Here is a 12865-nt window from a genome sequence, read left to right as displayed (position 1 = left end):
TGAACTGACGCGGTTCCCGTCCTCCCGGGATCACCGCTGATTAAGGTCCTAGATGTTGTCCTCGCGGATCGATGAAGGGTGCCGACAGAGCGGCACCACCTTGACGTCCATGAAGGGAAAGAGCGGCAACGTGGACAGAATCTCGTGCAACTCGCCCGGCCCGCTCACATCGAAAATGCTCACATTCGCGTAGCGGCCGGCCACGCGCCACAGGTGGCGCCATTTGCCGGAGCGCTGCAGGTCCTGCGCCCGCTCGCGTTCCGTGGCCTTGAGCTCCGCAGCGACGTCCGAGGACAGATCGTGCGGCAGACTGACGGTCATCTCGACATGAAACAACATGATCTCACCCCACCACGCGCAGGGTCGAAGCGTGCTTGCCGTCCCTGCGGAAACGATTGACGGCTTCCTCCGAAAGAGCCACGCCGAGCCCCGGTCCCTTTGGCAATTGCAGCTCGAAGCTCTCGAAGCGAAGCGGCTCCTCCAGGATCTCCTCGGTCAAAAGCAGGGGGCCGAAGAACTCGGTGCCCCATTCCAGTTCCTTGACGCCTGCCATCAACTGGGAGGCGGCAATCGTGCCGATCGGTCCCTCCAGCATGGTGCCGCCATAGATGCCGACGCCCGCGGCTTCCGCGATGGCGATCACCCGGGCGGCGGCAAACAACCCGCCCGCCTGTTCGATCTTGACCGAGAACACGTCGGCGGCGCGCGCAGTTGCCGCCTCGAGCGCGCTTTCAGGTCCGACCAGGACCTCGTCGGCCATGATGGCGATCGGGGAAGTGCGGCGCAGCCGGGCGAGCGCCGTGATCCCCTGCACCGGCTGCTCCACGAGCACGCAGCCAACATCGGCCAGAGCCGCGATCGCATTGCGCGCCTCCCGCTCCCGCCACGCCATGTTCACGTCGACCCGGATGGAGGCCAAGTCCGGCAATGCCTTGCGGATGGCGCCCACATGCCGGATATCCTCTTCGATCGATTTGACGCCGATCTTCAGCTTGAAGTCCTTGTGGCGCCGCAGGTCGAGCATGGCTTGTGCCTCATCGATGTCCTTGGCAGTGTCGCCGGAGGCGAGCGTCCAGGCGATCGGGAGGCTTTCGCGCCGCCGGCCCCCAAGCAGTTCCGATATCGGCAGACCAAGACGGCGCGCATGGCAATCGAGGAGCGCCGCCTCGACCGCGCATTTGGCGAAGTGATTGCCCTTTACCGCCTTGAGCACGAGGTCCATGGCTGCCTGGATGCGCGTCGCGTCACGGCCGATCAGCAACGGCGCGATGTACTCGTCGATCGTCAATTTCATGCCTTCCGGACTTTCCGGCCCGTAGGCGAGACCGCCGATCGTTGTCCCCTCCCCGAGTCCCTCGAAGCCGTCGGAGCAACGGACGCGGACGATCGTCATGCTTTGCCGGTTCATGGTCACCATCGACAGCCGGTGCGGTCGGATGGTGGGCAGATCGAGTATAATCGTTTCGATCGCGCTGATGCGGCTTTCCATAGACACTGGGCTTTCCTCCCTTGATTGCAAGGAAATTAGCGTCCACTTTAAAATCCGTCCAAAACTATATAAGTTGGAATTGATACCTGAAAGGTATAGTAATGGAGCTGAGGCAGCTGCGCTATTTTCTTGCCGTCGCGCGCGAGCGGAACTTCTCGCGCGCCGCGGAAATCCTGCACATCGCGCAGCCGCCCCTCAGCCGGCAGATACAACAATTGGAAGACGAACTCGGCGTCCTGCTTATCGACCGATCGAGCCGTCCGCTCGACCTGACGGAGGCTGGCCGCTTTTTCTACGAGCAGTCCGGCCAGATCATGGCCCGGATCGAACACATCCGCGAGCAGACGCGCAAGATCGGTTTGTCGAAACGGGAGCGTTACGTCATCGGCTGCGTCGGCTCGACGCTTTATGGCGGCATACCGGACCTCGTCCGCCGCATGCTCAGGCGCTGGCCGGATCTCGACATAGAAATCCGGGAGATGATGTCGACCGAGCAGGTCACCGCTCTCAAGGAGAGGCGGATAGATCTCGGCTTCGGCCGGGTTCGCTTCAACGACAGGGAGGTCGAGAGACTCACTCTGCGCGAGGAGCGACTGGTCGTCGCAATCCCAAAAGGACATCCGAAATCGCTCTCCGCCGACCCGATCGCGCTTTCCGAACTGGAGGGCGAACCGCTGATCGTCTATCCGTCGGCGCCGCGGCCGAGCTTTGCCGACGAGATCCTCAACATGTTGACCGAGCAAGGCGTTTCTCCCGGCAGCGTGGAAGAGGTCCGCGAAATTCAGACGGCATTGGGTATCGTCGCGGCCGGGATGAGCTTGTGCGTCATTCCCGCGGCGTCGCAGCGGCAAAGGCCGGACGACGTGTGCTATCGCACTATCAAGGACGAGAACGCCACGTCGCCGATCATCATGAGCTTCCGGCGCGACGATGCGAAGGGCAGGATCGAGGAGATCAAACAGCTTATTCGCGAGATGTACGCCGACAACCCCCCTTGGCTGCAACTGTCCAACGTGCAACTCGACGGTGCGTGAGACTCGGATCGCCTCGTCCGTTCTGCGCTGGCGCGCGGGAGCGACGCTCGGCATGGGCCTTGCGATCACGCAAGCCATGCTCGCCTCTCATGGCGGCGCGATCAGGCTCGTGGATACCGGTGGCCGAGGCGCCGGGTTCGAGCTTGTCTTGCCCATCGCCGCCTGATCGGGGCAGCGCTCGCGCCTCTATCAAGGTGTCGGACATGGCCCCGACGCCTCATGGGGCCCCCAGAACGAGCCGCGGCAGGGCAAGCGACAGCTCGGGCACGAAGGTCGTCAGCAGCACCACGGGAAGATAGGCAAGAAAGACGAAAACCAGGGTGGGCTTCAGCATCGGGCCAAGCGGCGTCTTGCCGATCAGCGCAGCAAAATACAGGATCGGCGCCGTCGGCGGCGTGATCAGTCCCATGCCGAGATTGGTTGCGATGATTGCCGCAAACTGGACCGGGTCGACCCCGGCCTGCTGCATGACCGGCATGAGCAGGGGCGAGGCCAGCAGGATACCGCTGACGTCCTCCATGAACATGCCGATGACCATCAGGAAGAGATTGGCGAGCAGCAGCAGCACGATCGGGTTGTCGCTGACACTCATGAAGCCGTCGAGAATCTGCTGGGGCACATTTTCGAGCGTCCAGACGCGGGCGAGCATGGCCGCGAAGAAGATGAGGACGAGAAGGACGCCAGTCGTCTGTCCGGCCCGCCAGAAGACCTCTGCGAGATCCCGCCAGCCTATGTCCTTGTAGAGATAGATCGAAACCGGGATGGCGTAGACCACGGCAACGGCGGCGGCCTCCGTCGGCGTGGTCACGCCGCCATAGATGAAGCCGAGGATGATCAGGGGCATGGCAAGCCCGAAGGCCGCCTTCTTCGTGCACAGCGCCACCTCGCGCGCGACCGCCCGTGCCGGAAGAGGCGGCGGAACGGAGATCGGCATGTTCCGCGTCAAGACGAAGTTCCAGAAGGCGAGCAGGCCGCACAGCAGAAGGCCCGGCACGACAGGCGCCAGGAAGCAGGCGAGAATCGAGGTTCCCGTCACCCAGCCGAACAGGATCATCGAGGCGCTCGGCGGAATGAGCAACGCCAGCACTGCCGAGGCGGAGACAAGCGCTGTCGCATAGCCGCGACTGTATCCTCGCTCTTCCATGCGCGGGATCATGATCGTGCCGATCGCCGCCACGGCGGACGAGGCCATGCCTGAAATGGCGCCGAATACGGCCGTGGCCATGATAACGACGATGCCGAGGCCGCCGCGCAGGCGCCCGAAGACGGAATCGGCGAGAATGACCAGCCGGGTCGCGATGCCGCCCTGGCTCATGATGCCGCCAGCCAGGATATAGAGCGGAATGGCGATGATCACGAGCGACGACATTTTCGAGTAGCCCGCGCCGATGAGAAAAGTCGCCGCCCCGAGGTCGCCGAACAGCATCAGCACGAGCACGGCACCGGCAAAGCAGAGCGGGACGGGAACGCCGATGACGAGAAGCACGGTCAAGAGCAGGGCATCGAGGACGATCAGACTGTTCATTTCCGGCTGCCCTTGAACATGCGGGTAAAATTTTCAAGCAACTCGACGGCGAAATAGAGCGTCATCAGCGACAGGCAGACCGGCATGATGCCGTGCACCCAACCCATGTGGATGCCGACTTCGAGGGACATGGTGCCGCGCTTCAGCGTAAAGGCGAGATATTGCCAGGCCCACAGGCTCATCCAGCCGCTAAGGACAACGGTGGTGGCGCTGGCGACAAGTGCAATCGCATGCCTGACACGCCCTTCGGGCACGAGGAGCTCGATGAGGCTTGCCGAGATGTGGCCGCGCTCCCAGGCGCCATGCGCAGCGCCGATGAAATACATGTACACCGCGACGAAGCTCGCAAGCTCCTCGATGCCGAAGATCGAGATGCCGAGCACATAGCGCGTGAAGACCTGCACCGCGATCAAAGCGGTCACGACGGCGCCGCAGGCAAGCAGCAGGAAGCGCTGAAGTTTCAGCTTGGAGTTCCACAGCCTCAAGCCGAGGCCGGACAGAAATGCAGGTGTGTTCACGCCGCTGTGGATGCTGCCGGGCACGGCAACGGCGACGCTGGCCTCGTCTTCCTTCATCAGCCTGCCTCTCCCGTAGGACCCCGTGAAGATATGGGCCCGCCGCGCGTGGGCGGGCCCTGTGCATATATCACATGCCGAGCGACGCCTTGAGCTGGTCGAGCGTTTCCTGGCCGAGTTCGTCGGCAATCTGCGGCCATACGTCCGCGCGGGCGACTCCGGCGAGCTTTTCCAAGGTCGCGTCGTCGAAGGTCACGACGTCGATACCGGCGGCCCGCATTGATTCGAGTGCCTTGGCGTCCGCCGCCTTCACCTGCTCGAACCGTTCGGCGCTGACCTCCTGCGCGGCCTCAAGGAGAATTTTCTGGTCAGCCTCGGGCAGCGCTGCATAGCGGTCCGAATTGACGATGAACCAGTCACCCTCGAAATGGTCGTTGTACTGGATCCAGGTCTTTGTGATGTCCTTGAAGGATTCCAACGCCATATTCGCCGTACCGCCGATCTGACCGTCGACGACGCCGGTCTGCATGCCGGTATAGAGTTCGGCCCAGGGCAGGGTCGCCGTGTTGTAGCCGAAGCGCTCCAGAAGCACCTTGTGCGTGGTGCCGCCCGGCCAGACGCGGACCTTGAGATTGTGCTTGGCATCCGGATCGGCCGGGTTCTCGACGGCCTTGGCGAAGCCCGCGCCGCCCATGCCTTCGCCATAGACGCCGAGCGGCGTCAGTCCCTTGGCGGAGATGGCCTCATTGACAATCTTGAACACTGCGCCGCCTGGCGAGAGCGATACCTTGGCTGTTTCGTAGTTGGTGAAGGCGTACGGGAACCAGGTAATTGCCAGCCGCTTGTCGTCGGCAGTCGCCAGCGGCTGCATCGCCATGTCCACCGCACCCTGCATGACCTGCTCGTACACCTCGGTCCAATCCCCGAGCTGGCTTGCCGGATAGACCTTTACCTCTATCCGCCCCTCCGTGCGCTCCGCCACGAGCTTGGCGAATTTCAGAGCGGCCGCCTCGCCCTCGGACCCGGGCTGCTTCAGCGTCGACAGCCGTATCGTTTCGGCATGCGCAACGCTGGCGAACATCAACGCCGCGGCAAGGGACGAAACCCGCACCGACGGTTTCATGGCATCAGACATCATAGTTACTCCTCCGTTTGCGTGGCCGGCAGACCAGCCGGCCGAACGATTGGCCCCTTATTGTATGGTCATACAATCCGTATTTTTTTTAGAGCTAACACTGTATTTGTCCGATCGTCAATCAGGGAAAACGATTGATTTAATGCCGGACAGGTGAATTCTATCCTAAAATAGCCGGAAATGCTCTTGTTGTATGGCATTGCATCAACAGTCGACATGTGGCACAAGTCATACAAAGCGGGAAAGGCTTCTGACGAGCAATGTTCGAAAAACTCAAATTTGCGCCCGGCGATGTGCCGATCTACCGACAGATCGCCGACCGTATCGCAAGCGAGATCAATGAGGGGCGACTCTCGATCGGCGACCGGCTGCCGCCGCAGCGCGACATCGCTCGCATGGCAGGCGTCAATCTGACCACGGTCACGCGCGCCTTCGCCGACCTGCAGCAGCGCGGCCTGGTCGAAAGCCGACCGGGGCGCGGCTCGATCATTGCCGATCCGTCGATCACTGCGAGCTTCAAGTCCTCGCCGGTCGAGGAGCAGGGTTTCATCGATCTTTCGGTGAACCGCCCTGCGACGGCGGGCTATCTCGAAGCCCTCGCGGCCCTGATGCCGCACCTGGCCGATGACCGGCGCTACCCGGCGCTTCAGGATTTCCACGCGCCCGAAGGGCCGGCATGGGCGCGTGAGGCGCTCGCCGCCTGGTTGGCGCCGGTTTCCGGCACGAACGACCCGGCGCAGGTCATCATGACCAATGGCGCGCAGCATGGGCTGGCCTGCGTGCTTGGTGCCTTCGCCCGGCCGGGCGACAGCATTCTGGCCGACGCCATCACCTATCAGGGGATCGGAGCGCTCTGCCGCTCGCTGGACCTGACCTTGCGGCCGGTCGCCATGGATGCCGGCGGCATGCGACCGGACGCCTTCGAGGAGGCCTGCGTCGCGCACAATCCGAGTGCCGTCTTCCTCGTGCCGACCCTGCACAACCCCACCACCATCACGCTTGCTGCCGAACGGCGAGCCCAACTCGCCGCGATCGCCCGCAAGCACCGGCTGCTGATCATCGAGGACGATGTCTATCGTCCACTGAAGGAGGATGCGCCGCCCGCCTTCGTGCTGTCGGATCCCGACATCACCATCCATGTCGGAGGCCTGTCGAAATGCGTGGCGCCGGGTCTTCGCCTGGGCGCCGTCATCGCACCCAAGCCCATGGTCAGCGATATCGCGGCCATGTTGCGCATCAATTGCTGGAGCACCAGCCCGCTGAATGCGCTCGTGGCAACCCGGATGATCGAGGACGGACTGGTCTCGAGCGTGATCGCGGGGCAGCGTGCCGAATTCGTCGCACGCCAGGCGATCGTGCGCGAGGTTCTGGCCGACTTCGACCTCATGACCGACGACGTTGCCACCCATTTCTGGCTGCAGCTTCCCGACCCCTGGCATGGAAATGCTTTCGCGCGCGCCGCAAGCCAGGTGGGCGTCGGCGTGCTCGCGGGCGAGGTCTTCGCGGTCGGCCGGGACTCCATCGCCCATGCCGTCCGCATCAATGTCGGCGCCGCCCGGTCGCGCGCAAGCCTTCGCCATGCGCTTGAGGCACTGCGTGAAGTCCTGTCGGGCGGGCGCCGTCTCTTCGATACGATGATCTGACGCCGATGGCCGAGACGACGCAGCGTGAGATCATCATCATCGGCGCGGGCGTCGTCGGCCTCGCCACGGCGCTGCAACTCGCCGCCGACGGGCGCGATATCGCGATCCTCGACCTGCACGAGCCCGGTTCCGGCGCATCCTACGGCAATGCCGGGACGATCGCCAACTATGCCGTCATGCCCGTTGGCACGCCTTCGGTCCTGAAAAACCTGCCGCGACTCCTGATCGATCGCGACAGCCCTCTTGCGATACGGCATACGGCGATCCCCGCCCTCATGCCGTGGCTGCTCCGGTTCGCCTGGCAATCCCTGCCAGGCAATGCGGCACGCAACGCCACCGTCATCGCCGCCCTGCTCGCAGATTCGCTGTCCGCCTGGCTCGATCTCGCTGCCGAGATCGGCGCAGAGGATCTCCTCCGGCAGAACGGCTGCCTCTATCTCTACGACAGTCCGGCAGCCCTTGCCGGCGCGATGGGCGAAATCGCCGTGCGGAAGCGGTTCGGCATCGTGCAGGAGACGCTTTCGCCGGATGATGTGCGCCGGCTCGAGCCCGCTCTGCCACCTTTCGAGGGTGGCGGCGTTTTCTTCCCGGACGCCGTCAACCTGACGGACCCCGCCGCCATGATGCGGCGGCTGACCGAGGCGGTGAAGGCGGCCGGCGTCGAGATCATCCGCACGGAGGCGACGGCGATCACGCGAGAGACCGGAGGCGTGCATGTCTCATGCGCGGACGGCAGGCGCCGCCGCGCCCGGTCAGTCGTTGTCGCTGCCGGTGCCTATTCGCGACGCTTCGCGGCTCAGGCCGGCGATCCTGTCCCGCTCGATACCGAACGTGGCTATCACGTCGAATACGATATGGAGACCCCGCCTCTTTCCCGACCGGTCTGCCCCACCGCCCGCGGTTTCTACCTCGTCCCGATGGCCGGACGTCTGCGCGTCGCCGGCACGGTCGAACTCGGCGGCCTCGCCGCGCCGCTCAATCCGCGACGCATTGCGCTGCTCGAACGCGGCGCGAAGGCGGTGTTCCCCGATCTCGGCAAACCCGATCGCCAATGGCTCGGCTTCCGCCCGTCCATGCCGGATTCGATCCCGGTCATCGGGGCGTCGAAGCAGGGCAACGATGTCATCTATGCCTTCGGCCATGGTCATCTCGGCCTGACGCTGGCACCGGTAACGGCCAATCTCGTAGAACGCATTCTGGCCGGCCAAAATCCGTCCGGGCCTCAGGCAGGCATCTCGCCTTGTCGGTTCCATTGACGTTCTCGTCAACCTGGGCCCGAGCGGCGTAGTCTCCACTACAGCGCTGCGCGTCGTATCAAGCGCCCACAGTAAGGAGACATGCAGCAGCGCGGTGGAACAAAGCTCGGTCGCAAGAGATTTCATGTTCATGAAGAACATGATCTCGCCCGCCGCATCCCTGATGCTGGCCCTCTGCACCACGGCCAGTGCTCAGGAGCTTCGTCCGGAAGACATCAACAATGCGCCCATCGCCTCTGCCCAGTCGGAGCGACCGTCGAATGGTTCACCACGCCCCGATCCGTCCATCATTCGTCTCCAGGTTCTCCTGGATCGTACGGGTTCATCTCCCGGCGTGATCGACGGCTACGACGGCGCCAATGTCACCAAAGCCGTCAAGGCATTCGAAGCCATGCAAGGTCTGCCCGTCGACGGAACGCTGGACCAGGACGTCCTCGCCCGCCTGTCGGATGACGCGGCCAGCGTCGGGAGCCACGTCGTTTCGGACGAAGATGCCAGGGATCTCGTCGACAGCATTCCCGAAGACTATTCGACGCAAGCCAAGATGGATCGCCTTGAATATACAAGCGTAGCGGAGAAACTGTCCGAGCGTTTTCACATGGACATCGACCTTCTCAAGGCCCTTAATCCCGGCTCGTCATTTGCCGTCGGAGACACGGTTTCGGTCGTTCTGCCCGGGCTTGCCAAGGAGGGCTCGGTCGAACGTATAGAAGTTCGCAAGAGGGCGGGCCAAGTCCTGGCGTATGCGGGCGACGGTTCGCTGCTGACCGCCTATCCCGCAACGATTGGCAGCGACGAAACGCCTTCACCGTCGGGCATCCACAAAGTCAAGGGAGTCGCCCGGATGCCCCCTTACGTCTACAATCCCACGGTCAACTTCCAGCAGGGCGACAACAGCGAGCGCCTGACGCTGCCCCCTGGGCCGAACAACCCGGTAGGAAGCGTGTGGATCGACCTGACGCAGCCGACCTACGGGATTCACGGCACGCCGGAACCGTCCCTCATCGGCAAGGCCGGATCACATGGATGCGTTCGTCTGACGAACTGGGATGCCGAGGAACTGGCTGCTATGGTCAAGCCGGGAGTCGCCGTCGAGTTCGTCGAGTAGAGATGCGTGAACCTGCTTAGAGCGTTTCAGGTTTTGACGGAAGCATATCCGGCGTTGGCGAAGTAGTTGCTGCATTCGTCGGGCTGGAGTGAGGGGACAAGGCTGCCGAGGTATTGCCATTTCTCCTCGACGGTTCGCTTCTGAGCCGCCCGCATCCAGTGTTTGATTTTGGCGAAGGCCTGCTCGATCGGATTGAGATCGGGCGAGTATGGCGGCAGATACCAGAGCCTTGCGCCGGCGGCTCGGATCATCTGCCGGATGGCCGCCGACTTGTGCGAGCCGAGATTGTCCATGATGACGATGTCGCCTGGTTCGAGCACGGGCACGAGCTGCTGTTCGACATAGGCGCGGAAACACCGACCATTGATCGGTCCGTCGAAGACGCAAGGCGCTGCCAACCGGTCGTGGCGCAAAGCGCCGACAAAGGTCAGCGTGCGCCAGTGGCCGTGCGGGGCAAAGCCGCGCAGGCGCCTGCCGCGTGGCCCCCAGCCATAGAGCGGCGCCATGTTGGTCTTGATCCAGGGGTGAGTAGGCCGGAGGGATTTCACCTGCCGGCCTCTCGCAGAACGGTGCGTGAACCTCTCGATTCACACCGCTCCCATCAGGTAAACGTGTTCGTTCCGAACGCCTGCCAGTGTACGAAGAGGTCCCGCCTGTCTCGGGCAAGTTGCCGCAGGAACTGCGACGCCCGAGTCTTGTGGAACCGAAAGCGCTTGTACTTTCGCATGATCCAGGCCTTGAGCTTCCGATTGACGTAGTCAGCCAGAGAGAACAGAGCCGAACGACTGAACCGCCCATAATAGGCAATCCATCCCCGGAGGAGCGGATTGATCTGTTTGGCGATTTCAGCCAGCGTCCCCGGCGTTTGCCGCGGAATGTTCAAGCTTTTGATCGTGGCCCGCATCGACTTGAGCGCCGTCGGACTGGCCGCTGGGGTATAGCCACAGAAGAACTCATTCCGCTGTGACGTCGCCACCTGTCGCGGCCGGAACTGGTATCCAAGGAAGTCAAATTTGACAGCCGGATACATCGCTCGGCGCCGATTATCTTTGCAGTAGACGATGTGGGTCTTGGTCGGATGCATCTCAAGTCCACATGCTGCCAGCCGGGCTTGAAGCTCGGCCTTGAGGGCCTCTGCTTCTTGCTCGGTCCGGCAGTGCACCAGACCATCGTCCGCATACCGACACCATGGAAGATCCAGATGTGTCCGGGTCATCCAGACGTCAAACGCATAATGCAGGAAGAGATTCGACAAGATCTGACCTGCCACCGAGAATTTCCTCCAGAATGGATTAGAGTCCGGCCCACTGAGGACGGACGTATGAAGAAGCAGAGATTTACGGAAGAGCAGATTATTGCGGTGCTGAAGGAGCAGGAGGCTGGCGCGAAGGTGGCCGACCTCTGCCGCAAGCACGGAATTTCAGAAGCGACGTTTTATAATTGGAAAGCCAAATACGGCGGCATGGAAGTCTCCGAGGCGAAGCGGCTGAAGGCGCTTGAGGACGAGAACGCGAGACTGAAGAAGCTGCTGGCCGAACAGATGCTGGATGCAGCCGCACTTCGCGAGCTTCTTGCAAAAAAATGGTAGGGCCTGCCGCCAAGCGTGAAGCCGTCACGCATCTGAAGGCCGTCATGGGCCTCTCGGAGCGGCGGGCCTGCCAGATCATATCCGCCGACCGCAAGACGATCCGTTATCGGTCAAGTCGACCGCCGGAGGTAGAATTGCGGGCGAAGCTGCGCGACCTCGCCAATGAGCGACGGCGTTTCGGCTACCGGCGACTGTTCGTCCTGCTTCGGCGGGACGGAGAGCCGTCCGGCGTCAACCGCATCTACCGGCTCTATCGGGAGGAAGGTCTTTCCGTTCGCAAGCGGAAAGCCCGGCGGCGTGCCGTCGGCACGCGTGCACCGATCCTGGTCGAGGCGAAGGCCAACGCCCGCTGGTCGCTGGACTTCGTGCATGACCAGTTTGCCTGCGGCAGACGCTTCCGAGTTCTCAACGTCGTCGACGATGTGACGCGCGAATGCCTGGCAGCGATCCCGGACACGTCTATCTCTGGTCGGCGTGTCGCCCGAGAACTGACGACGCTGATCGAACGACGCGGCAAGCCAGGAATGATTGTCTCCGACAACGGCACCGAACTCACGTCGAATGCCATCCTTGCCTGGTCGAAAGATCACAAGGTCGAATGGCACTACATCGCGCCAGGAAAGCCGATGCAGAATGGCTATGTCGAGAGTTTCAACGGGCGCATGCGCGACGAGCTACTCAACGAAAGCCTGTTCTTTGGCCTCGATCATGCCCGAAGCGCCATTGCTGAATGGGCTGAGGATTATAACCATTTCCGGCCGCACTCCTCGCTCGGATACAAAACCCCGGCAGACTTTGCCGGGACCATCGCCGCAACCGGCTCCAACGCTGCGCAAGATGAAGGCTACGCGTTTCCGCCGGTTGCTCCCACCGCGCCACTTGGCGTATTCAAAACCGCCGGGGCTCTAGTCGCCGCTGGATGAAACTTCGGTGGCAGGTCAGATCGGGCTAACCACGCCCCCTTGCGGGGTACCGCGCGTTCGCTCAATGACTTCTCCGTTCTTTTCCATAGGCGCGGCCAGCCATCTTTCGATGTAGAGCAGAGCCCAGTTGCATTTAACGTGCTTTCTGACCGCCTTCAGCAAGAGATCATGCGGAAGGTTGTCAAACAGCCCTTTGATGTCGAATTCCAGAACCCAATCGTACTTCCAGCACCGCTGACGCGTCACCCCAACGGCATCCAGAGCCGATTTTCCCGGCCTGTACCCGTAGGAGTCCGGAAGAAAGAGGGAATCCAAATCCGGCTCAATCATCTGCTTGACCACCATCTGCGCGATCCGATCGCTGACCGTCGGCACACCCAAAATCCTTTCCCCTCCAGTCTTCCTCGAAATGGAGACGGCGCGCACCGGCGGCGGAAAGTAAGTCCCCGAAGACATCCGATTCCAGATCTTGTAGAGGTTTCCTGCAAGGTCTTTCTCGAACATCTCCAAGGTCTCACCGTCCACCCCGGCTGCGCCACGGTTGGTTTTGACCGCTTTGTAAGCCTCGTACACTCGCCGTTTCTCAATTCGAAACGGCTTGTCTGTCGTACCTATCGAAGTCATCCTGTTTCCAGTTGTTCCAAGCAAT

The 12865-nt window shown here is 62.4% G+C and carries 12 protein-coding genes and 2 pseudogenes; 6 read left to right on the top strand and 8 right to left on the bottom strand.

Features of this window, described 5'->3' with window-relative positions; genetic code table 11:
- Positions 1 to 48: 48 nt before the first annotated feature.
- Entirely contained in the window at positions 49 to 339 is a 291-nt protein-coding gene (gene catC / locus AC4P1R_RS24170) for a muconolactone Delta-isomerase (protein WP_069456723.1), read from the bottom strand.
- A gap of 4 nt (positions 340 to 343) precedes the next feature.
- On the bottom strand, positions 344 to 1495 hold the full coding sequence (locus tag AC4P1R_RS24165; protein ID WP_151613002.1) for a muconate/chloromuconate family cycloisomerase: 1152 nt from the start codon (positions 1493 to 1495) through the stop codon (positions 344 to 346).
- 95 nt (positions 1496 to 1590) lie between these two features.
- Between AC4P1R_RS24165 and AC4P1R_RS24160 the strand changes: the two genes are divergently transcribed.
- Positions 1591 to 2523, top strand: a complete 933-nt coding sequence (locus AC4P1R_RS24160) for a LysR family transcriptional regulator (RefSeq protein WP_492178111.1) — start codon at positions 1591 to 1593, stop codon at positions 2521 to 2523.
- Positions 2516 to 2689 (top strand): hypothetical protein, encoded by a 174-nt coding sequence (locus AC4P1R_RS24155; protein ID WP_492178110.1) that lies wholly within the window; start codon positions 2516 to 2518, stop codon positions 2687 to 2689. The genes AC4P1R_RS24160 and AC4P1R_RS24155 overlap by 8 nt, the downstream gene beginning before the upstream one ends.
- Before the next feature lie 51 nt (positions 2690 to 2740).
- Here the strand turns inward: AC4P1R_RS24155 and AC4P1R_RS24150 are convergent, their stop codons facing one another.
- From AC4P1R_RS24150 to dctP, 3 genes are all read right to left on the bottom strand, one after another.
- Positions 2741 to 4048 (bottom strand): TRAP transporter large permease, encoded by a 1308-nt coding sequence (locus AC4P1R_RS24150; protein ID WP_069456729.1) that lies wholly within the window; start codon positions 4046 to 4048, stop codon positions 2741 to 2743.
- Positions 4045 to 4623 carry a TRAP transporter small permease gene (locus tag AC4P1R_RS24145; RefSeq protein WP_492178109.1) on the bottom strand — a complete coding sequence of 193 codons (579 nt, stop codon included), beginning with the start codon at positions 4621 to 4623 and terminating at the stop codon, positions 4045 to 4047. Before AC4P1R_RS24145 ends, AC4P1R_RS24150 begins: the two co-directional genes overlap by 4 nt.
- Before the next feature lie 70 nt (positions 4624 to 4693).
- Positions 4694 to 5698 carry a TRAP transporter substrate-binding protein DctP gene (gene dctP / locus AC4P1R_RS24140; RefSeq protein ID WP_492178108.1) on the bottom strand — a complete coding sequence of 335 codons (1005 nt, stop codon included), beginning with the start codon at positions 5696 to 5698 and terminating at the stop codon, positions 4694 to 4696.
- A 260-nt stretch (positions 5699 to 5958) separates the two neighbouring features.
- On the opposite strand from dctP, the gene AC4P1R_RS24135 reads away from it, so the two are divergent.
- From AC4P1R_RS24135 to AC4P1R_RS24125, 3 genes are all read left to right on the top strand, one after another.
- Entirely contained in the window at positions 5959 to 7341 is a 1383-nt protein-coding gene (locus AC4P1R_RS24135; RefSeq protein WP_492178107.1) for an aminotransferase-like domain-containing protein, read from the top strand.
- A 5-nt stretch (positions 7342 to 7346) separates the two neighbouring features.
- Complete coding sequence (locus AC4P1R_RS24130; protein WP_492178106.1) at positions 7347 to 8597, top strand: NAD(P)/FAD-dependent oxidoreductase; 1251 nt, start codon at positions 7347 to 7349, stop codon at positions 8595 to 8597.
- A gap of 124 nt (positions 8598 to 8721) precedes the next feature.
- The gene (locus AC4P1R_RS24125; protein ID WP_492178105.1) at positions 8722 to 9705 is read left to right on the top strand and encodes a L,D-transpeptidase family protein; all 984 of its coding nucleotides are present in this window, start codon (positions 8722 to 8724) and stop codon (positions 9703 to 9705) included.
- A gap of 26 nt (positions 9706 to 9731) precedes the next feature.
- Here AC4P1R_RS24125 and AC4P1R_RS24120 read toward each other — a convergent pair.
- Positions 9732 to 10226: pseudogene (locus AC4P1R_RS24120) on the bottom strand (IS630 family transposase); the annotation flags it as partial.
- A gap of 80 nt (positions 10227 to 10306) precedes the next feature.
- Positions 10307 to 10975, bottom strand: a complete 669-nt coding sequence (locus AC4P1R_RS24115; protein WP_492178104.1) for a group II intron maturase-specific domain-containing protein — start codon at positions 10973 to 10975, stop codon at positions 10307 to 10309.
- Positions 10976 to 11026: 51 nt separating this feature from the next.
- Between AC4P1R_RS24115 and AC4P1R_RS24110 the strand changes: the two genes are divergently transcribed.
- A protein-coding gene (locus tag AC4P1R_RS24110) for an IS3 family transposase (RefSeq protein WP_106407708.1) occupies positions 11027 to 12216 on the top strand; the annotation gives its coding sequence in 2 pieces (ribosomal slippage) (positions 11027 to 11279 and positions 11279 to 12216; 1191 coding nt in all).
- 18 nt (positions 12217 to 12234) lie between these two features.
- On the opposite strand, the pseudogene AC4P1R_RS24105 reads toward AC4P1R_RS24110, so the two are convergent.
- Positions 12235 to 12840 (bottom strand): annotated as a pseudogene (locus AC4P1R_RS24105) (reverse transcriptase domain-containing protein); the annotation flags it as partial.
- Positions 12841 to 12865 lie beyond the last annotated feature (25 nt).

The organism is Sinorhizobium sp. Y406, from assembly GCF_058732025.1.
The sequence above is the reverse complement of the archived record's forward strand: the minus strand, read 5'-3'. Positions and strand labels throughout refer to the sequence as shown.

Excerpts from the sequence above, each read along its gene's own strand:
- catC (WP_069456723.1), bottom strand. The coding sequence starts at position 339 with ATGTTGTTTCATGTCGAGATGACCGTCAGTCTGCCGCACGATCTGTCC.
- AC4P1R_RS24160 (WP_492178111.1), top strand. The coding sequence starts at position 1,591 with ATGGAGCTGAGGCAGCTGCGCTATTTTCTTGCCGTCGCGCGCGAGCGG.
- AC4P1R_RS24150 (WP_069456729.1), bottom strand. The coding sequence starts at position 4,048 with ATGAACAGTCTGATCGTCCTCGATGCCCTGCTCTTGACCGTGCTTCTC.
- AC4P1R_RS24145 (WP_492178109.1), bottom strand. The coding sequence starts at position 4,623 with ATGAAGGAAGACGAGGCCAGCGTCGCCGTTGCCGTGCCCGGCAGCATC.
- dctP (WP_492178108.1), bottom strand. The coding sequence starts at position 5,698 with ATGTCTGATGCCATGAAACCGTCGGTGCGGGTTTCGTCCCTTGCCGCG.
- AC4P1R_RS24135 (WP_492178107.1), top strand. The coding sequence starts at position 5,959 with ATGTTCGAAAAACTCAAATTTGCGCCCGGCGATGTGCCGATCTACCGA.
- AC4P1R_RS24130 (WP_492178106.1), top strand. The coding sequence starts at position 7,347 with ATGGCCGAGACGACGCAGCGTGAGATCATCATCATCGGCGCGGGCGTC.
- AC4P1R_RS24125 (WP_492178105.1), top strand. The coding sequence starts at position 8,722 with ATGTTCATGAAGAACATGATCTCGCCCGCCGCATCCCTGATGCTGGCC.